This window comes from Fusobacterium sp. FSA-380-WT-3A (genome assembly GCF_012843705.1).
Taxonomy (GTDB): Bacteria; Fusobacteriota; Fusobacteriia; order Fusobacteriales; family Fusobacteriaceae; genus Fusobacterium_B.
Genome location: NZ_JABAFQ010000009.1, coordinates 14,189 through 35,144 on the forward strand (window position 1 = coordinate 14,189; position 20,956 = coordinate 35,144).

Consider the following 20,956-nt stretch of genomic DNA (forward strand, 5'->3'; position numbering starts at 1 on the left):
AAGTGAGTTTTTTTGAAAAAAATATTTTATATATTTGTATTCTTAACTTTTTCTTTTTCTTCTTATTGTAAAAATTATTTAGGAGAATTTTTAAAATTTTATCCAGAAGAAAATCTAGTAGTAGAGACTACAAGTAGAATTAGATTTTCTAGTGAAATAAGTATTATTAAAGAGAATGGAAATATAAATGATTTCTTTTATCTAAGTTTAGAAAATAAAAGAAACTTTATAAATTTAAATAATATAAAAATTTCTTCTTTAACTGGTGTAAAAGAAGGAAAAAATATATATTTTAAAAATTCTGTAACTAATGAAGGTTTACAAGAAATTAAAATTTTATTAGAGGGAGAGATTATATTTAATTGGCTTATTAAAAATCAAAATATATCTAATATAAAAATTGGTTATATTAATTCCAATGTTAATCCTGTATACTTGACTTTGGATATTAATATGTTTAATCCAATACATAGTTTAAAGATAAAAGTTGTCAATAATATGAATCTAGGAAAAGTTGAAGCTGGAAATAAACTCTCAACAAAAAGTTTTGGAACTCCTGCTAATTTAACTATTGAGGGACAAGAAAATAAAAAAGTTAGTATCACAATTCCTAAAAATATTACTATTAAAAATTCTAAAAATGATACATTATCAGTAGATTTAAAATTTAGAGATAATAATAAACAAAAGTTAATAAGAGAACTATCTCATAATGGAAAAAATACATATAAAACGGGAAATAACAAAAATATAGTTTCAAAAGATATATTGATTGATGGGGAAAGTCAGACAAATAAAAATTCTAGGGGAATATACAAAGGGGTATTCACTGTGAGGGTAGAGTATATTGATTAAAAAAATTATTTTTATTTTTATCTTTTTATCTCAATTTATTTATTCCCTATCTAATTATAAAAATTTTGAAGATTCTTATATTGAAATTAAATGTGGTGAATTAAAAGATAGTTTTTTTATGATAAAATACGATATTGAAAATGAAAAAGTCTATATTGGTTTAAACAGTCTATTTTATTTTTTAGAAATATATAATTTGGAAATAGATTTAAAAAATAGACAAGTAAAAGGAAATTTTGATGATAAAAATATAGATATAAAATTTAATGATAATGATTCTTTTATTATGGATAATAGTATATATATTGATATAAATTCCCTTAAAGAAAAATTAAATTTTAAAGTTGCTGATTTTGATTTTTCTTTATTAACTCTTACATTAGTTCCAAATTTTTCTCTCCCTTATGAAATACGAGAAAAAAGTAAAATAGAAAGATTACGTTTAGATGAAGAAAAACTTGAAGAAGAAATTGATGTCAATATGACATCTAAAATTTTTTCACCTGGTTTTTTAAAAATAAATTGGAGTAAATCTGATTTAAAAAATAGTAATTATAATTTTGAATATGAATATGGTACTCAATTTTTATATGGAGATTTATACTTAAGTGGTGAATTATATCCAAAAAATAAAATTGTATATGGTAATTTGACTTATTCAAATTTTTTTAAAAATAATGATTTAATATTGGGGAATTTTTCAATGATTACTCCTCATTTTATAAATTTAGATAGTGAAATTATAGGAATAAGTCTAAAAGAAGAAGATACCTACATGACTAGAGATGGTGGAATTACTACTATTAAAGGTGAAGCTGAAAATGCCCAAGTAATAGAATTATATAGAGAATTTACTCTTATTGATTATATTTATCCTAAATCTAAATATTTTGAATTTAAGATTTTTGATGGTATTTTAAATTCTGATTATATATTAAAAATTTATTATAATGATGGACGTATTGAAGAGAAAAAAGTTTTTTCTTTAACTGATATGGACATTCTAGAAAAAGGAAAAAATCGTACAAGTATTCAAGTTGGAAAAAATTCTAATAATGGTAATCCTCAAGGAATATCCCATATTTATTATGGATTAACTGATAATCTTACTGTAGGATTAGGAGCTATGAATTTAATTTCTTCCAATGAAAAAAAATATAGATTTTTAGAAAATGATATTATTTTCAATACTCAACACAAAACTTTTCCTACTCTTATTACTTATAGAAATTTTTTTGAAACAAAAGAAAAAGAAAATAGTTATAACCTTATTATTGACCAAAAATTGAAAAGTTATTCTTTAAAATTTTTACAAGAAAAATATTCACCTTTTGTCTTTAATGAAAATAAAATAAAAGAATATACTTCTATATCTCTAGGTAAATCTTTCAATAAAAATTCTTTTGAAATAGGATTCAATGATAAAAAATACTTTGAAGACTTAAAAGATTATGAAAGTAAAAATATATATTTATCATGGTATACATCTATTTTTTCTCCTTTATCATTTTCTATTAAAATGGAAAAAGATATATATAGAAATAATAACTATAGCGTCTTTTATCCTAGTATAAGTTATTCTGGAATATTTTCTATAATACTTGATGGTGAAATAGGAAAAGAAAGAGAAGATAAATATTACACTCAAAATTATAATCTTAGGTTAACTAAAAGAGATATTGAAATTATTAAAAATAAATTATTTTTAGATATTGGAATTTATGCAAGATATTCTAATATAAATGAAAAGTTTAGATATGGAATTACTTTTAATTTAAAATTAGATGATTATGTACATTTAGATTTTACTTCTTCTACAAATATAAATGAGGATAGAAATAGAAATACTATAAATAGTATTAAAATGACTAAATTATTAAATCTAAATTCCCCATTAGATAAAGCTGATAATAACTCTTCTGTAAGTAATTCTTGGATTACTGGTAAAGTTTATCTAGATAAAAATGGTAATCATATATTTGATAACAATGATATTCCTCTTCCAAATGTAGAAATATTAGTTGATAATAGAAGTTTTATCATTGATAAAAATGGAAAATATGTAGCCAATGGTATATCTGGAAATAAAATTTCTACTGTAACAGTAAATAGAAAAACTATAGACCCAACTTATAAAAATACTGATGGACCTTTAAAAATAAAAAGTAAAAATTCATCTATATTACACTTAGATATTCCAATTCAACCAATATCAATTATTTCTGGAAATATTATATTGACTGAAGATTTTACAGAAAAACAATTTATTCAAAATCTATCATTAATAAATATTCTCTTAGAAAAAGATAATGAAGTGGTAGCTGAAACAGACCCTGAATTTGATGGAATGTATTTTTTTGAAGATGTTTTACCTGGAAAATATACTATAAAATTTAATTATTTAGGATATGAGAATATAGATTTTTCTAGTAATTCTATTGAAATAGAAGTAAAAAATAGTGATGAAGGAGATTACTTTGAAGGATTAGATACAGAAATGATAAAAAAAGAAAAGGAGGAAGATAAAAATTGAAAAATTTAATTTTATTTATTTTTCTTACTTTTTGTAATATTTGCTTCTCTGTAGATAGAATAGAAAATATCAAATATAAAAAAATAATAAATAATATTGTTTATTTTAAAAATGAAGCTTCTCCATTTTCTGGTAAATTCATTGGAAAAAATATTGAAGAACAATATAAAAATGGAATTCGAGAAGGTTATTTTAAAAATTTTATAATAGAAAATGATGAAATTTTTATATGTGAAGGTAGGTTTAATAATGGATTAAAAAATGGACAATGGATAATAAACTATCCTAATGGTAATCCAAAAGCCATATTGAAATATTATTATGATATTCCATTTGGAGAATGGAAATATTTTTATTCTAATGGAAATATTTTAAGTATAGAAAAGTTTAAAGAAGGTGAGCTTCATGGAAAAATCATTGTTTTTAATACCAAAGGAGAATATAAAATAAAAATGTATTTTGAAGAAGGTCTATTACACAAAGAATTTATTTCTTATCATGCAAATGGAAAAATTTCATCTTTAGCAAATTTCTATTATGGAAAACTTAATGGGGAATTGAGACTTTTTTCCACTAAAGGAATAACTCTTGTAGAAGGTCAATATAATATGAATCAAAGAGAAGGTTTATGGTGTTTTTATTACAATACTGGAGAGTTAAAAAGCAAGATAAATTATAAAAATGGAAAAAGAAATGGAAAAAGTATAATTTATGGAAAAGGAGGCGAAATTTTACAAGAAATCGTTTTTATTAATGGTATTGAAATAGATGAAAAGAAGGAATATAAAAATTATGGAGATAAAATTCTGGAAGGATTTAAACATTTTACAGAGCAATTAGAATATAAAAAATATGATAAAATCTTATCTGAAATATAAAGGAGGATTCTATGAAAAAAATTTTAATTACATTATTTTTCATGTTTTTATCTGTTTTTTCTTTTGGATTAGGAGATGCTAGTGCTGATGTTGAAGTATATGCTGAGGTTGTTGGCCCATTAGAAATCAAAACTACTCCAGTGAATTTTGGAGTTATAGCAAAAAATAGTAATAGAAATCTCCCAGAAACTGAAGGAACTATTAATATAAAAGGAACAGAAGGAGCTAATATAAAAGTAACTTTTACAAGTTCTAATAGAGAATGGGATGCAACTAAAGGAGCTGTTTTAGTAGCTTTATCTCCTACTGGAGAGATTGATTTTACAGATTTAACAAAAACTTTATATTATTATGCTGATATTTATTATAATGATATCAGATTAAAAAGTAATTCTATCATTATTCCAGAAAATGGAGAAATAAATTTTAAAGTAAGTGGTACTTTAGATGCTGGAAATGTAATTCCTGGAAAATATGAAGGAAAATTTACTGTAAAAGTTCAATATGATTAGGAGGAATATTTATGAAAAAAATTATATTTTTTATTTTATTTATCGTTACAACAACAATTTCATTAGCTTTGAATTTTTCAATTTATCCTACAAAATTTGAAATAGATTTATCAAAAACATCTACTTATGAAATGTACATTATTAATAATACTGATTTACCTTTAAGAATAGGAATAACTTTAGAAAGTGACAAAAATTTTGGTGAAAAATATAATTTAAATTCTAATATAAAAATTTTTCCTAAAACTGCATCTATTAAACCAGCTGGAAAACAAATAGTTAGATTTAGAGTTACTCCTAATGAAAATACAAAAGATGGGGAATATAAAAGTTACATAACATTTACTGAAATTCCTCCTGAAATAAAAACTACTAAAAAAAATACAAATGATATTACTAGTGAAATAAAAATGATAACTGCAATTATGATTTCTGTTTATGGAGAAGGTAAAAATCCTGTAATAGATGGTAATCTTAAAAATATAACTACTAATTTTAATAATGGAATTTTAACTTTATCTGGTAAAAGTTCTTCAAAAGGAAATACTTCTTTAAAATTTGATTATTCTATAAATGGAAAAAATATAAAATCAGAGGGAAGATTAGGAATTTCTCCTAGAAATGGTGAAAATATAATTTCTACTAGTATAAATTTGTCAACTGCTAAAAAAGGAGATAAAATAAATATCACTATAAAAGACCAAAAAGGAAAATCATATTTTAATCAAAAAATAAGATTATAATAAATTTTATAAAGAATGGAAATTGTTACATTTTTTATATTATAGTATAAAAATTTGTAACAATTTCCTTCTTCAATTATTTTATACAAATTTTTTATCTTTCCATTTTCCACTTTTCCATCTTATTAACATTGCTATTCCTCTAAACCATTCATCAGCTGCATTGGCTATCCAAATTCCCACAAGTCCCCAACCTAATTTTAAACCAAAAATATACGAAAAAGGAACTGCTACTATAAAAATAAATATTATTCCTATAAACATTGGAAATTTTATATCTCCTGCTGCATGAAGTGAATTTATTATTACTATATTAAAAACTCTTCCTACTTCTAAAATTATCATAAGAGGGAAAACTTTTAAAGAAGCTTCTAAAATTTCTTGATTATCTGTAAATATTTCCATTATTGGATTTCTCATAGCACATACCAATACAGTTACAGAAAAAGCTAATACTATTGAAATATATAAACTTCTAAAACATTTTTTATAAGCTTCCTCAGTTTCTCCAGCTCCTACAAGTTGTCCCACTTGAATAGCTGTTCCATGTCCTAAAGCTATTGAGAAAGTCATTATAAAGTTAGCTAAGAGCATTAAATAAGTACGAGAAGTTATCATAACTGTTCCCATGGTATTTATCATTGACATTATCATAAGTTGTCCTACATTCCAAGCTAAATTTTCACCAGCTGTTGGAATTCCTATAGACAATATATTTTTTATTACATGGAATGGAAATGGTCTTAAGAATTTTTTTCTAAATTTAAATTTACAATAATGACTCATTACTAAAAATCCTACTATACAACCAAGGGCTCTTGAAACTACTGTTGATATTCCAACTCCTGTTGGCCCTAATATTGGCATTCCAAACCAACCAAAAATAAACATACCATTACCAAAAATATTTAATAAATTGACACCTATATTTACAAACAACATTTGTTTTGGATTTCCATGGCTTTTCATTACAGCTCCACAAGTAAGAGTTACAGCTTGAAATATGCACATTCCTCCAACCAATTTAAAATAAGTTTTTCCTATTCCAATAAGTTCTACAGGTAATTTTATATTCTCTAAAATTTGTTGTGAAAATCCAAAATACACTCCTCCTAATAATAAGCCTAATATTAAATTTACTATCAAAGAAACTGTTATTACTTCATGAACTTTTTTCTTATTTTTTGCCCCTATATACTGAGCACATAAAATAGTAGTGGCCAAATTTACAAATCCAAAAAGAACATTTTGAATATTTAAGACCTGACTTATTCCACCTACGGCTCCAACAGCATCATCACTATAATGTTTTAACATTATAGTATCTATATTTCCCACTATAGTTACAAGAAGTAATTCTAAAAAAATAGGAATTGTCAAAGATATTAAAGATTTTATTTTTATTTTACTCATTTTTTCTCCTAAATTTTATTATTCAAAAAAAATAAGGACTACTCCTTTGAGTATCCTCATTTTTTATTTTCCACAAATAATTTTATCAAAAAAATTATTTTTATTCAAGATATTTAAATTTATTTTTTATGATTTTCTACATATGTTTTTAATCTTTCTAAAGCTATTCCTAATCTATCAATTTCAGAAACTAGAGAAATTCTAAAATATTTTTCTAATCCAAAAGATATTCCAGGAACTAAGGCTACTTGAACTTCTTTTAATACATCCATTGCAAAATCAAAAGAGTTTAAATCTGATATATTTGAATAATCAGCAAATATATAGAAAGCCCCTTTAGGTTTTACAACTTTAAAACCTAATTTAGAAAGTCCCTCTGCCATAAATTCAGCTCTTTCTTTATAAATTTTTCTTACATGTGACCTATCAGAATATTTTGTTAAAGCTGATTGAGCTGCTGCTATTGATACAGCCATTGGTGAACTTAAAGTAAATAATGTTGTATTTAAAAATGGTTTTCTATATTCTAATGGTAATATTGTATAACCAATTCTCCATCCTGTCATTGAGTGAGATTTTGAAAATCCATTTATTATTATTAATTTATCTTTTATTTTATCAAAACTTGCAAATGATGTAAATTCTCCAAAAGAAAGTTCACTATAAATTTCATCAGCTACTACAAATATATCTTTATCAGCTAAATAATTAACAATATTATTTATTTCTTCATAATCCATTACATTTCCAGTTGGGTTACAAGGATTACAGAATAAAACTATTTTTGTTTTATCTGTAATATATTTTTCTAAAAGTTCTGGTGTTACTTTGAAGTCTGTTTTAGATATGTCAACAAATACAGGTTTAGCATAACACATTTCTATCATTGGTAGATATCCTGCATAAAATGGAACAAAAACAATTACTTCATCATCCACATTTAAAAGTGCTCTAAAACATGAAGATATAGCTTCTGAAGCTCCAACATTAACTATTACATTGTCAGCTACAAATGAACATCCACATTTTTTGTTGTAATAATCTGCAATTGTTTTTCTAATTTCTGGTCCTCCTCCTGTTGGTGGATAACCTAATTTATGTGTTAAAGCATAATTACAAGCATCTTCTACTATTCCTTTTTCTGTAAGAATATCTGGTTCTCCTATAGTTAAATCAATAGAATTTTCATATTTTCTAGATTCTTCATTAAGTAATCTGATTAAAGAATACTTAAGTTTTGCTACATTCTGGTTTATTACCATAAATAAAACTCCTCCTACATTTTGTTTTTTATTTTCTTAAATCATCAACTAATTGAGTTTTTTCTAATGTTTTTTCATCAACAGTTTTTATAACTTTAGCTGGATTTCCTGTTACTACAGCTCCTGCTGGTACATCTTCTATTACTACAGCCCCTGCTCCAACAACAGCTCCTTTTCCAATTCTAACACCTTCTATAACAACAGCATTAGCTCCTATTAAAACTCCATCTTCTACTATAACAGGTGTTGCTGAAGGTGGTTCAACTACTCCAGCCAATACAGCTCCTGCTCCTATATGACAATTTTTTCCAACAGTAGCTCTTCCTCCTAATACAGCTCCCATATCTATCATTGTTCCATCTCCAATAATAGCTCCTATATTAATAACTGCTCCCATCATTATAACTGCATTATCACCTATTGTAACTTTATCTCTTATTACTGCTCCTGGCTCTATTCTAGCATTGATATTTCTTATATCAAGCATAGGAACTCCAGAATTTCTTCTGTCATTTTCTATATATACATCTTTTATAGTTTCTTTATTATTTTCTAATATTTTTTCTATTTCTGTTGATTCTCCTATAATTATATAAGAACCATCACCTTTAAAAACTTTAGCTGAAGTTTCTAAATTATTTAGTTCTCCATTTATATAAGCTTTAACAGGTGTTTTTTTAGTAGAATTTTTTATAAATGCTATTATTTCTTCTACTGTATTTACTCCGTTCATCTGTCCTCCTAATTATAAATTACTAAATATATCTTTCATGCTGTAAAGACCAGGCTCTTTTCCTACAAGAAATTTTGAAGCTTTAATAGCCCCTATTCCAAATATTTTTTTAGAAAGAGCTGTATGTTTTATCTCTATTATTTCATCATTTCCACAAAATAAAACAGAATGCTCTCCAACTATTGTTCCACCTCTAACAACATGAACCCCTATTTCATTTTCTTCTCTTTTTTTAATTCCTTCTCTTCCATAAACTCTTTCCATTTTTTCAGAACAACCTTTTTCTATAACTTCCAACATAGTTTTTGCTGTTCCACTAGGTGAGTCAACTTTTTTATTATGATGTTTTTCTATAAGTTCTATATCATAATTTCCATATAAAATTGGAACTATTCTTTCTAATATATCTTGCATTAAATTTACACCTAAAGACATATTTGAAGATATTAAAATAGGAATTTTTTTTGAAGTTTCCTTTATTTTTTCTAAAACCTCATCAGAGTATCCTGTAGTAGCTATTACTAAAGGAATTCTATTTTTTTCTGAATAATTTAATAAACTTTCTAATCTAGAAAAATGAGAAAAATCTATAATGACATCTCCTTTTTCTATCGTAAGTTCATCAGCAAAACCTGTAATTTTTATCTCTTTATCTTGAGAAGCTAAGTCTGAAACTACTGTTCCCATAGCTCCTGTTCCATGTATAATTAACTCCATTTTTTTACCTCATGTCTTTCTATTATTTCATATAATTTTTCTTTATTTTCTTGATACATTTCTCCTAGAGGTAATCTACATTGTCCAACTTCATATCCTAAATAATTCATTGCCTCTTTTACAGGAACTGGATTTGTCTCTATAAACATTCCATTAGATAATCCATTATATCCTAATTGTAATCTACAAGCTTCTTTTATATCACCATTTAAAAAGCTCATTACCATATTATGAATAATTTCAGGAATAATATTAGCTGATACAGATATTACTCCTTTTCCTCCTACTGATAAAATAGGAACTGTTAAATCATCATTTCCTGAATATATATCAAGCTCTGGAACTTGTCTTGCTACTTCTGTAGTATAAGACATATTTCCACTAGCCTCTTTTATAGCTACAATATTTTCAATACAAGCTAATCTTTTTAAAAGATTTATAGATAAATTTACACCAGTTCTACCAGGTACATTATACAATATTATTGGTAATTTTACAACTGAGGCTATTGATTTATAGTGTTCATATATTCCATTTTCATTTCCTTTATTATAATAAGGAGTAACTACTAATAGAGCATCTACACCTAATTCTTCAACTTTCTTACTAAACTCTACAGCTGTTTTTGTACAGTTAGAACCTGTTCCAGCTATTACTGGTATTCTTTTATTAATTTTTTCTACAGTAAATTTTATAACTTCTAATCTCTCTTCTTCTGTCATTGTTGAAGCTTCTCCTGTAGTTCCAACCACAACTATAGCATCTGTTTTATTTTCTAAATGAAATTCTAATAATTCCTCTAATTTTTTATAATTTACTTGATTATCTTTTGTAAAAGGTGTTACTAAGGCTACACCTGAACCAGTAAAAATTGACATTTTTATCTCCTTAAGCTAATTTATTTTTTATATCTCTAAATAATTCTGCTATTTGAACAGCATTAGTAGCTGCCCCTTTTCTTATATTATCTGCTACAGTCCATAAGTTTACACTATTTTCTGTACTGAAATCTCTTCTTATTCTTCCTACTAAAACTTTATCTTGTCCACTAGCTTCTGTAGCTAAAGGATATTCATTATTTTTAGGATTATCTACTAATATAATTCCTTCATATTCTCCAATAACTTTTTTTACTTCTTCTATATCAAATTCACTATTAAGCTCAGCTGTAATTGATACTGAGTGAGAATTTATAACTGGAACTCTTACACAAGTAGCTGTTACAGGTAAATCAGGAAGTTCTAATATTTTTCTTGTTTCATTTATCATTTTTATTTCTTCTTTTGTATATCCGTTATCCATAAATACATCTATATGAGGTAAACAGTTATTTACAATTTGATGTGGATAAACTTTAGGAGCTAATCCTTTTAATCCATTTTGTAAATCCTCTACACCTTTTTGTCCTGTACCTGATACAGCTTGATATGTATTATATATTACTCTTTTTAATCCATATTTTTCAGCTAAAGCTTTTAATGGAGCCATACATTGAATTGTTGAACAGTTTGGGTTTGCTATAATTCCATGATTTGTAAACGCTGCCTCTTTATTAACTTCTGGTACAACTAATGGAACCTCTGGGTCCATTCTCCAAGCTGAAGAGTTATCAACTACTAAACATCCTTTTGAAGCTGCTATTGGAGCATATTTTTTACTTATATCTCCACCAGCTGAAAATAGAGCTATATCAATCCCTCTATCAAAACTATTTTCTGTTAATTCTTCTACTGTATATTCTTTTCCTCTAAAAGTTATTTTTTTACCAGCACTTCTTGCTGAAGCAAATAAATATAACTCTGTTATTCCTAAATCTCTTTCCTCTAAAACTTTTAAAAATGTACTTCCCACTAATCCTGTAGCTCCTACAATAGCAACTCTCATATTTATCCTCCTCAAATTATTCTCTATAAATTAAATTCTTCTGCTACTACTTCTACTGCTTTATTTATATCTTTTCTTTCTATACTACATGAAACACTTATCTCTGATGTTGTTACTTGATAAAAATTTATTCCTGCTCTACTTAAAGCTGAGAAAAATTTACCAGATACTCCAGAGTTATTTATCATTCCTACGCCTACTATTGAAATCATTGCTAAGTTATCATTATATCCTAACTCTATACAAGGTAATTCCACTTTTATTCTTTCAATAGCTTGGTCTAATAAATATTTTTCTCCCTCTACACAACTAAATGATATTTTAGCTTTATTATCATTTGAAACATTTTGAGAAATCATATTTATATTTAATCCTACTTCATTAATTATTGTAAATATTTTTGCTATTTTTTCACTAGAATAATTAATATTTGAAAGAGTTGTTACTATTATCTCTTTTGTTATACTAATTCCTGTTACTAATTTATCCTCTAATACGTCATTCATATCCATTATCCAAGTTCCTCCTGTTTCACTTAAAGTTTTTCCAACAAAAATAGGTATATTATATTTTTTTCCAATTTCTACAGCTCTAGTTTCCATAACTCCAGCTCCTAAATTAGCCATTTCCATCATTTCTTCATAAGAAATTTTATCTAAAAACTTAGCATTTTTATAAAGTCTTGGGTCAACACTATAAATTCCCTCAACATCTGTATATATTCTACATTCACATTTTAGAGAAGCAGCTAAGGCAACAGCACTTGTATCTGAACCTCCCCTTCCTAATGTAGTTATATCTCCGTGGTCATTTATTCCTTGAAATCCAGCTACTATAACAACATTATTATCTTTTAAATATTCTTCTATTTTTTCTGTATCAATATTTTTGATTTTACTTTTTGTATGAACTCCTACAGTTTTTACATTAGCTTGATACCCTGTTAATGATACAGCTTTTTGTCCCAAAGAATTTATAGCTATTGACAATAGAGAAACTGTTTGTTGTTCTCCTGTAGATAAAAGTGAATCTAGTTCTCTTTGATTTGGTGAATCAGAGATTTCTTTTGCCATAGCAATAAGGGCATTTGTTGTTTTTCCCATTGCTGAAGCAACAACTATAATTTCATCATATTTTGTTTTCTTTAAGTTCACTACATATTCAGCTATTGCTTTAATTTTTTCAATAGTTGCTACGCTAGAACCACCATATTTTAATACTACTCTCATATATTATCTCCTTTTTTATTTTAAAATAAAAAACCAACAGACTTATCTGTTGGTTTATATTTCATTTTGAGATAATATAATTTATTTTTAGTATCACAACAATGAATAACACAACAGAAAGCACAACATTGAATATCAATGACAGTTATATGGATATTCTCCATATTCCCAACCTAAAAATCCTCCCTATAATTTTTAGATTTCGGCAAAATCCCCTTTCATTATATCTCAAAGTTAGGTAACTCAACATAATTACTTTTGTCATTTGCTCCTCAATCCGTTTCTTATTTTATTGTTGTCATTTTATAACAATTTCTATAAAAAATAAAATATAAATTTTATATCTTAAACTATATATTATATAAATTTATTTTTTATAATTTTTATTGTTTTATAGATTTTTTTTTGCTATAATTCTTATTAATTAATTTATGGAGGTTTTTATGAATAATTTAATTTTAAATAATATAGATAAATTTAATGATTGGTTTATAAAAGTTAGAAGAGATTTACATAAAATCCCTGAGTTAGATTTTGATTTACCAAAAACTACAAAATATATTTCTTCAACTTTAGATGAACTTAATATAAATTATAAAACAAATATTGGAAAAAGTGGAATTGTAGCTGATATTCCTGGAAAAGATTCTACTATTACCATTGCTTTAAGAGGAGACATTGATGCCTTACCAATATTAGAAAATAATGATTTTGAATTTAAGTCTGAGCATGTTGGAAAAATGCATGCTTGTGGACATGATGTTCATAACACAGTTTTATTAGGAGTAGCCAAAATTTTATCAGAAATAAAAGATGAAATTCCTTGTAATATCAGACTTATTTTTCAACCAGCAGAAGAAACTACTGGTGGGGCTCTTCCAATGATAGAAGAGGGAGTTTTAGAAAATGTAAATGCTATATTTGGACTTCATGTTGACCCTTTTGTAAATGTTGGAAGTATAGGTATTAAATATGGACCTATGTTTGCTTCTTCTTGTGGAGTAAAAATAAAAGTTATAGGAAAAAGTACTCACGGAGCCTTTCCAAGTGAGGGAGTTGATGCTATAGTTACTACAGCTCAAATTATTAGTTCTATCCAATCTATTGTTTCTAGAAATACAGATGCTAGAGATTCTGTAGTTATAACTTTTGGTACTATTAAGGGAGGAACAAAAGAAAATATAGTAGCTGGAGAAGTTGAAGTTACAGGAATTTTAAGAACTCTTTCTACTGAAAGCAGAGAATACAATAAACAAAGAATTAAAGAAATGAGTGAATTTGTAGCAAAAGGATATGGAGCTACAGCTATTGTTAATTTTAGAAATAGTTATAATGCTTTAATAAATCATGATGAATATGTGGATATTGTCAAAGAAGTTGGAAATGAAGTTTTAGGAAAAGAAAATGTTATTACTAAAAAATATTCAGAAATGGGGGCAGAAGATTTTTCTTATTATCTTGAAAGAGTTCCTGGAGCTTTCTTTTATTTAGGTGTTAGAAATGAAAGTATTGGAGCTTGTGAGCCATTACATAATGACAAATTTATGATAGATGAAAATGCTATTAAAATTGGAGTTAAAATCCAAATAGCTAATATTTTCAAAGCTTATGAAAATTTAAAAAATAATTTAAAATAAAGGTGAAAATATGTGGGAAATCTTAGAAATAATCTTTTTTATAATATTATTAATATTTATTTTTCAAAATGTGAAAAGGAGAAACAAAATTAGAGCTGGAGAAAAACTTACAGGAAAAATTGTTGAAGTTACTCCTCTAAAAAGACTGATAATTGAAATTGGAAATAAAAAAGAAAAAAAGAAAGTTCAAACCTTAGAATCAGGTTTATTTCAATATTCTAAAAAAAATATTGGTGAAAAAATTGAAGTTTATTATAACAAAGAAATCTACAATAAATGTTCATTGGTAGAATTTAATAAATGGGATTTAAAAAAATCTATAAAATTTTTCTTAATTTTTGTTATAATTTATACTGTCATTTGGATTTTTATTAATATAATTTAGTAAAAAAGGATTGTTATATTTTAATGACTCTGAAAATTCTTAGATAACTAAGAAATTAGAAACATTTTATTATAACAATCCTTTTATTGCTTAATTTATAAAATTTTCATTTATTAATTTTTATAATATTTAATAATTTTTTATTAAAATTTATAAATTAATTTTCTATTTAATTATTTTTCACTTCTAGGTAAATCTCCTATAGTACAAATACGTCCATTTCTTCTTCCAATATCATCAATAATCTCATCATTTTTACTTTCATCTTTTGTAATTCCACAAGCACTTTTAGCTATATTTTGAAGATGTTTCCAATCTGTAAATGAACGAGCCATTACTGTAGAAGCTTCTTGGTTTCCTCCACCATGAAGAGCCATTGCTGTCCAGTTAGAACCTCTAACCATATGCTCTATGAAACGAACTGCTCTTAATCTATCAAAAGAATCATATTCTGGATTTCCAGGATTAAAAGCTCTCCTACAAATTTCTCCAATTTCTGGTGAACGCATATCAAATTCTGAAGGAGCTGTTTCTCCAAATCCAGCAATAATGTCTCTAGCATAACGAACAGCATCAAAAGGCATTTTTGTACAAGTATATTTACATGTATGAGATAATAATGGATTAGGTATCCAGAAACCACTTGGATGCTTAAAACCTTCTACTCCTGAAGCTATCGATAGAGCATATACAGTTTCTGCTACCATAGCCATCTCTGTAAGTTTTGTTTTTATATGTCCTGCCTTTTGAACTCCTACCATTTCTGTTATTAAACTAGCTGCTCCACAAAGAGCTGAACATCCACCAGCTTTACATCCACCAGCTGTTAGACGGTGAACAGCTGTAAAATAACTTAGAAGACGACCAACATACTTAGTTTCTCCACACATAAATACTCTTTCATTAGGTACAAATACTTTATCAAAATAAACCATTGCTTGATGGTCAGCGTATTTTTTACCTAAATCTATACCTTCTATATCTCCTCCTACTTCAAAGAATCTTTTATCTTGAGGTGTACGTCCTAAAACAAAAGTGATATTTGGAGAATCAGCTGGTATAGCACATGCTAAAGCAAAATCTTTATCTTCTGGTTGCATAGCTGTTGTAGGTACTATAATAATTTCATGAGCAAATAAAATACCTGTTTGATTACATTTGTATCCACTAATTACAATACCATCATCTCTTATTTCATCAATGTGAACATAAGAATCTCTATCTGGTTGTTTATGTGGTGGTAAAGTTCTTAATCCTTTTACATCAGTAACTGTAACTGTACAAGTTAAATCATTTTTTTGAACATAATCTAAAAATTTCATAAACCTATCAAAATAATTAGTTCCTAAATCTTGATCCATATCATAAGTACATGGTCCTAAACCAGCAAAAGCTTCTGACCCTGTACAACGATGAGTACAACATCCTATAACTTCAGCTAAAGCTCTAGCTGCTCTTGTTTTTCTATTAGCATCTTCTGGAGAACCTAAAGGTGCATTGTAAATACTAACATCTTCTCCATTTAAATGAGATTTAACTGTTATTAATTCTTTCCAATTAGGATTACTTTGTAATTCATATACTTTAGATATTGCATTAAAGCTAGCAGATAATACAGGATATGTAGTCAAGTCTTCTATTTTTTTTCCTAAAAACCAAACATTCATAGGTTTTCTTGCTCTGATACTATTTTGATATTCTTCTCTTGTCATTAGTCCCATAATCATACCTCCTTTTAATCCAATTAACTAATATATATTTTTACATATTTTGACGTTAAAAAAGAACTAAAAGTTTTATTATCAGCATAATAATTTTATATTGAAACATTTAAATTTTATCATATTGAGGAAATAATATGTTATAAATCCTCTTCCTCTTTTCCTAATCTTTTTCTTTCATACATTCTTCCCATATAAAAAGCTATAATCCCAACTCCTATAGCAGTTTGAAGACAGAAAAATAAACTCTCTACTTCTCCAGGTAGCTCTCCACCTATTGCTTTTTCTAAAATTGGAGTAAACCATGGTTCATATTCATTATTTATATTTTCTATCATTATACTACCTGCATTATCAGAACCACCAAATTCTGCATTTTTTAAAATGAAAATGGGAGAGAATACTATTAATATTACTATGATTAATAAAGTTATTACTATTTTTTTATCTTTTTTCATAAACTTCTCCTTTAAAATCCTATATTCTTTAATTCTTTTCTAGCATAGTTTTCAAGTCCAATTATAATAATAACTGTTAATATTCCCTCTATAATAGCAAGAGGTAATTGAGTTGGAGCAAATACTCCTAAAAATTTTATACTTGAAACTAAAAATCCCCCCTCTGTTGATGGAAATGCTAATCCTAATTGCAAACTTGTTACACAATAAGTTATTAAATCTCCTAACATAGCTCCAAAAAATATTGCTATTCTTTTATTAATTTTTAATTTTAATAATAATTTATAAACAACAAAAGTTACTATAGGTCCTACTATACACATAGAAAATATATTAGCTCCTAAAGAAGTAAGTCCCCCATGGGCTAAAAGTATAGCTTGAAATAATAAAACTATTGTTCCCAACACACTTACTGCCAATGGTCCAAATAATATTGCACCTAAACCTACTCCTGTCATATGAGAACAACTTCCTGTTACAGATGGAATTTTTAAAGATGAAATTACAAATATAAAAGCTCCTGACATAGCTATTAAAGTTATATTTTTTCTATTAGCTTCTATATTTTTTCCTAATCTTTTAGTTCCTAAATATAAAAATGGAATTGAAATAATACCCCAAATTATACAAAAGTTTAATGGTAAATACCCCTCCATTATATGCATTCCATAAGAATTTAAAGATATACAAAACATTAACAAACATATTATGAGAACATTTTTATCTCTCTTCACTTTTTCCTCCTAAAATATTTTTTATTTCTTTCATAGTTTTTGGAAACTTATTTTCTTTTAATAACCCTTTTAGTTGTAACTCTTCTGCCATTTCATATAATATAGGTTTTCTTAAATCAAGTTTTTGTAAAATTTCCTGATTTCTAAATATTTTTTCTGGAATGTCACTAGCAATTACTCTTCCATCTAAAAAAACTATTATTCTATCAGTAAATTTATAAGCAAAATCTATATCATGAGTTGAAATAATGAGAGTTTTCCCCTCTCTATTTAATTCCTCTAAAGTAATTTCTAATTCTTTAATACTTTTTTGGTCTAACTCTGAGGTAGGTTCATCAAAAATAATAATTTCAGGTTCCATTACCACAATGCCAGCTATAGTTAATCTTTTTTTCTCACCTCCACTTAAATAATGTGGTGGTGTCTTTAAATATTTTTCTAAATTGAATTTTTTCCCTATCTCTATTACCTTTTTTTCTACTTTAGAATTTTCTTCACCTATATTTAAAAGTCCAAAAGCTAATTCGTCAAATACTGTTGTCCCTATTATTTGACTATCAGAATTTTGAAAAACAATCCCTATATTTTTTCTTAAAAAATTTATATCTTTTTTATTTTTTTCTATTTTTTTACCTTTAAAAAAAATCTCTCCACTATCTGCTATATATACACCATTTATATTTTTAAAAAAAGTTGTCTTTCCAGAACCATTATTCCCAAGTATCGCTACTTTTTCTCCTTGAAAAATTTCTAAAGATATTCCATCTAATACTTTTTTATTTTCTTCATAGGAATATGTCAAATTTTCTGTTTTTAAAATTATTTTTTTCATCAATTCCACCTATTTTTTTCAAAAATAAATACTAAAATTAAAAATACTATAGACAATAGCATATTAAAAAATATTTTTTTCTGAAATTTTTCCTTTTTTTCAAAAAATATCAATTTTCCATTATAATTTCTTGCTTCCATTGCCTCATAAAAAGCCATACTCTTTCTAAAAGAAATAAAAAAAATATTAGAAATTATTTTTCCAAAAGAGTTTAAAGATAAATTATAATTTATAAAACCAAGTCTTGATTCCATAGCTACTCTCATTTCATAATAAGTATTTAATAATATAAAAATATATCTATAAGTTAAATACATTATTTCTATTATAATATTTGGTATTTTTATTTTTCTTAAAACTTTTATTATTTCTTCAATAGAAGTTGAATATATAAGCATATACATTGAACTAATGCCACTTATGACTCTAAAAAAGATTTCAGTACTTTCATATAATTTTTCTTTTGTAAAATATATATAATTATTAAGAAAATAAAAATTATAATCTCCTATTTTATATTTTGAGATATTAATATTTATAACAATTATTGTAAAAATTAAAAATAAAAAGGGAATTTTCCAAGAATCTATATATCGTTTTATAGGAATTTTTCCAAGATATATTGTTATATAATTGGTAATTAAAAATATAAAAAGTGATACTAGAATATTATTTAAACCAACAGATAAAAATATTAATATTATTGGATAAAAAACTTTTAAGTATGAATTCCAATCTCTTATTTGAGATTTATAACTATAATATTCAAAATATTTTTCTCTTTTATCTACAGAATAATTATTTTTTCTTTTTAATATAAAATATAGAAAAAATATTGTAAAAAATATTATTAATAACTTCATTTTTCTCCTAAAAAAAAGCACACAATTCAAAAGAATTGTGTGCACTAAAAAATCATACTAATTATTCACAGTATGCTCTCCTATATTTCCCCACCCAAAAATATAGTTTCTATTATGCGACCTGACTTATATAATTTCTTATAATCACAGTAAGGGTAAGCCTGTATCAGATTTTCACTGATTTCCACATTCTAAAGTTTTTATTATAATCTATTATTTTTTATTAGATTTTCTCCAAATTTTCATTTTTTCAGCTTCTCTTATTAACTCTTCTCTAAATTCTGGATGAGCTATATTGATTAAAGCTTCTGCTCTTTGCCAAGTAGTTTTTCCTTTTAAATTAGCTTTTCCATACTCTGTTACAACAAAATGAGTATTTGCTCTTGTATCTGTTACTATTGTTCCTTCTGTTAAAGTAGGACGAATTCTTGATTGTAATTTTCCATCTTTTGTTTTAAATGATGAAGAACAACAAATGAAACTTTTTCCTCCTTTTGATAAGTAAGCTCCCATAACAAAGTCTAATTGTCCTCCAGCTCCACTTATATGTTTTACTCCAGAAGATTCAGCATTTACTTGTCCAAATAAGTCTAAATCTACAGCATTATTGATAGATATAAAGTTATCTATTTGAGATACAACTCTTACATCATTTACATAATCTACTGGAGCTGCCATAATTTCTGGGTTATCATTTAGATAATCATATAAATCTTGTCCACCAGCTGCGAAAGCAAATGTTTGTCTATATCTGTCTATTGTTTTTTTAGAACCTGTTATTTTTCCAGCTTTTGCCATTTCAACAAAAGAGTCAACATACATTTCTGAGTGAACTCCTAAGTCTTTTAAATCTGATTTAGCTATTAATGAACCAACAGCTGTAGGCATTCCACCAATACCTAATTGAATACAACAACCATCTTGTAACTCTTCAACTATTAATTTTGCAACAGCATTATCTACATCTGTAGCTTCTCCTGGTCCTGGTAATATTGAAACATTAGGATTATCTCCTTCTACTATCATATCAACTTGTGATATATGAATTGCATGCTCATATCCACCATGACAAACTGGTAAATTTTTATTTACTTCCACTATAACAACTTTAGCAGTTTCACAAACTGCCATTGAATGGCTTGGACTTACACTAAAGTTAAAATATCCAAATTTATCCATTGGAGCAACTTGTAATATTGCAACATCTATTTTTTGGAATCCTTGTCTATAGAATCCTGGTACTTCAGAATATCTAATTGGAGAATAAAAAGCTTTTCCTTCTCCTACTCTTCTTCTTTCAATTCCACTTGCGTGCCAAGTATTCCATGTAAAATGATTTTCTCCACCTTCAACCTTAAATATTTCAGGTTGTTTTAATAAAACTCCTCCAAAAATATTTACATCTTCTACTTCCATTATTCTTTTAGCAAAAGCTCTATCTACTGCATCTGTAGTTGTTCCACACCAACCATAATCTACAAAATCTCCAGATTTTATAACTTTTGCTGCTTCTTCAGCTGATACTAATTTACTTTTATATTCATTTTCAAAACTTGGTAACAAAGTA

At 26.1% G+C, this 20,956-nt stretch carries 20 protein-coding genes and 1 riboswitch; of the genes, 7 read left to right on the plus strand and 13 right to left on the minus strand.

The features are described 5' to 3' along the window. The first annotated feature begins 12 nt into the window (after window positions 1-12). The 5 genes from HF862_RS06370 to HF862_RS06390 all read left to right on the plus strand — a co-directional run bounded on the left by HF862_RS06370 (window position 13) and on the right by HF862_RS06390 (window position 5,521). On the plus strand, window positions 13-855 hold the full coding sequence (locus HF862_RS06370) for a DUF4402 domain-containing protein (RefSeq protein WP_170187083.1): 843 nt from the start codon (window positions 13-15) through the stop codon (window positions 853-855). Window positions 856-973: 118 nt separating this feature from the next. Continuing rightward, the gene (locus HF862_RS06375; RefSeq protein WP_240934799.1) at window positions 974-3,388 is read left to right on the plus strand and encodes a hypothetical protein; all 2,415 of its coding nucleotides are present in this window, start codon (window positions 974-976) and stop codon (window positions 3,386-3,388) included. Then, complete coding sequence (locus HF862_RS06380) at window positions 3,385-4,266, plus strand: toxin-antitoxin system YwqK family antitoxin (protein WP_170187085.1); 882 nt, start codon at window positions 3,385-3,387, stop codon at window positions 4,264-4,266. The genes HF862_RS06375 and HF862_RS06380 overlap by 4 nt, the downstream gene beginning before the upstream one ends. A gap of 11 nt (window positions 4,267-4,277) precedes the next feature. Then, entirely contained in the window at window positions 4,278-4,778 is a 501-nt protein-coding gene (locus tag HF862_RS06385; RefSeq protein WP_170187086.1) for a hypothetical protein, read from the plus strand. An 11-nt stretch (window positions 4,779-4,789) separates the two neighbouring features. Next, the gene (locus HF862_RS06390) at window positions 4,790-5,521 is read left to right on the plus strand and encodes a fimbria/pilus periplasmic chaperone (protein ID WP_170187087.1); all 732 of its coding nucleotides are present in this window, start codon (window positions 4,790-4,792) and stop codon (window positions 5,519-5,521) included. 81 nt (window positions 5,522-5,602) lie between these two features. On the opposite strand, the gene HF862_RS06395 is transcribed toward HF862_RS06390, so the two are convergent. From HF862_RS06395 to HF862_RS06425, 7 genes are all read right to left on the minus strand, one after another. Further along, the gene (locus HF862_RS06395; protein WP_170187088.1) at window positions 5,603-6,934 is read right to left on the minus strand and encodes an MATE family efflux transporter; all 1,332 of its coding nucleotides are present in this window, start codon (window positions 6,932-6,934) and stop codon (window positions 5,603-5,605) included. Window positions 6,935-7,053: 119 nt separating this feature from the next. After that, window positions 7,054-8,196 (minus strand): pyridoxal phosphate-dependent aminotransferase, encoded by a 1,143-nt coding sequence (locus tag HF862_RS06400; protein WP_170187089.1) that lies wholly within the window; start codon window positions 8,194-8,196, stop codon window positions 7,054-7,056. Window positions 8,197-8,224: 28 nt separating this feature from the next. After that, entirely contained in the window at window positions 8,225-8,929 is a 705-nt protein-coding gene (dapD, locus tag HF862_RS06405) for a 2,3,4,5-tetrahydropyridine-2,6-dicarboxylate N-acetyltransferase (RefSeq protein ID WP_170187090.1), read from the minus strand. Window positions 8,930-8,941: 12 nt separating this feature from the next. Continuing rightward, window positions 8,942-9,646: a 4-hydroxy-tetrahydrodipicolinate reductase gene (gene dapB / locus HF862_RS06410; RefSeq protein WP_170187091.1), complete on the minus strand. Its 705-nt coding sequence runs from the start codon at window positions 9,644-9,646 to the stop codon at window positions 8,942-8,944. Continuing rightward, window positions 9,637-10,524: a 4-hydroxy-tetrahydrodipicolinate synthase gene (gene dapA / locus HF862_RS06415; protein ID WP_170187092.1), complete on the minus strand. Its 888-nt coding sequence runs from the start codon at window positions 10,522-10,524 to the stop codon at window positions 9,637-9,639. The genes dapB and dapA overlap by 10 nt, the downstream gene beginning before the upstream one ends. Before the next feature lie 10 nt (window positions 10,525-10,534). After that, a complete protein-coding gene (locus HF862_RS06420; protein ID WP_170187093.1) occupies window positions 10,535-11,530 on the minus strand; it encodes an aspartate-semialdehyde dehydrogenase in 996 nt (331 codons plus the stop codon). A 23-nt stretch (window positions 11,531-11,553) separates the two neighbouring features. Beyond that, window positions 11,554-12,759: an aspartate kinase gene (locus HF862_RS06425; protein WP_170187094.1), complete on the minus strand. Its 1,206-nt coding sequence runs from the start codon at window positions 12,757-12,759 to the stop codon at window positions 11,554-11,556. Between the two features lie 110 nt (window positions 12,760-12,869). Beyond that, a riboswitch (Lysine riboswitch) is annotated at window positions 12,870-13,043 on the minus strand. A gap of 159 nt (window positions 13,044-13,202) precedes the next feature. On the opposite strand from HF862_RS06425, the gene HF862_RS06435 reads away from it, so the two are divergent. Together HF862_RS06435 and HF862_RS06440 are read left to right on the plus strand one after the other, a co-directional pair. Continuing rightward, a complete protein-coding gene (locus HF862_RS06435; protein WP_170187095.1) occupies window positions 13,203-14,396 on the plus strand; it encodes a M20 family metallopeptidase in 1,194 nt (397 codons plus the stop codon). A 10-nt stretch (window positions 14,397-14,406) separates the two neighbouring features. Continuing rightward, a complete protein-coding gene (locus HF862_RS06440) occupies window positions 14,407-14,781 on the plus strand; it encodes a hypothetical protein (protein WP_170187096.1) in 375 nt (124 codons plus the stop codon). Between the two features lie 173 nt (window positions 14,782-14,954). Here HF862_RS06440 and HF862_RS06445 read toward each other — a convergent pair whose 3' ends face one another. From HF862_RS06445 to HF862_RS06470, 6 genes are all read right to left on the minus strand, one after another. Further along, window positions 14,955-16,502 (minus strand): 4-hydroxyphenylacetate 3-hydroxylase N-terminal domain-containing protein, encoded by a 1,548-nt coding sequence (locus HF862_RS06445; RefSeq protein WP_170187097.1) that lies wholly within the window; start codon window positions 16,500-16,502, stop codon window positions 14,955-14,957. Window positions 16,503-16,642: 140 nt separating this feature from the next. Beyond that, the gene (locus HF862_RS06450; protein WP_170187098.1) at window positions 16,643-16,960 is read right to left on the minus strand and encodes an energy-coupling factor ABC transporter substrate-binding protein; all 318 of its coding nucleotides are present in this window, start codon (window positions 16,958-16,960) and stop codon (window positions 16,643-16,645) included. An 11-nt stretch (window positions 16,961-16,971) separates the two neighbouring features. After that, entirely contained in the window at window positions 16,972-17,694 is a 723-nt protein-coding gene (locus HF862_RS06455; RefSeq protein ID WP_304205766.1) for an energy-coupling factor ABC transporter permease, read from the minus strand. Continuing rightward, the gene (locus tag HF862_RS06460) at window positions 17,681-18,526 is read right to left on the minus strand and encodes an energy-coupling factor ABC transporter ATP-binding protein (protein ID WP_170187099.1); all 846 of its coding nucleotides are present in this window, start codon (window positions 18,524-18,526) and stop codon (window positions 17,681-17,683) included. Before HF862_RS06460 ends, HF862_RS06455 begins: the two co-directional genes overlap by 14 nt. Then, complete coding sequence (cbiQ, locus tag HF862_RS06465) at window positions 18,526-19,389, minus strand: cobalt ECF transporter T component CbiQ (RefSeq protein ID WP_170187100.1); 864 nt, start codon at window positions 19,387-19,389, stop codon at window positions 18,526-18,528. Before cbiQ ends, HF862_RS06460 begins: the two co-directional genes overlap by 1 nt. Window positions 19,390-19,602: 213 nt before the next feature. Continuing rightward, window positions 19,603-20,952: a butyryl-CoA:acetate CoA-transferase gene (locus tag HF862_RS06470; protein WP_170187101.1), complete on the minus strand. Its 1,350-nt coding sequence runs from the start codon at window positions 20,950-20,952 to the stop codon at window positions 19,603-19,605. Window positions 20,953-20,956 lie beyond the last annotated feature (4 nt).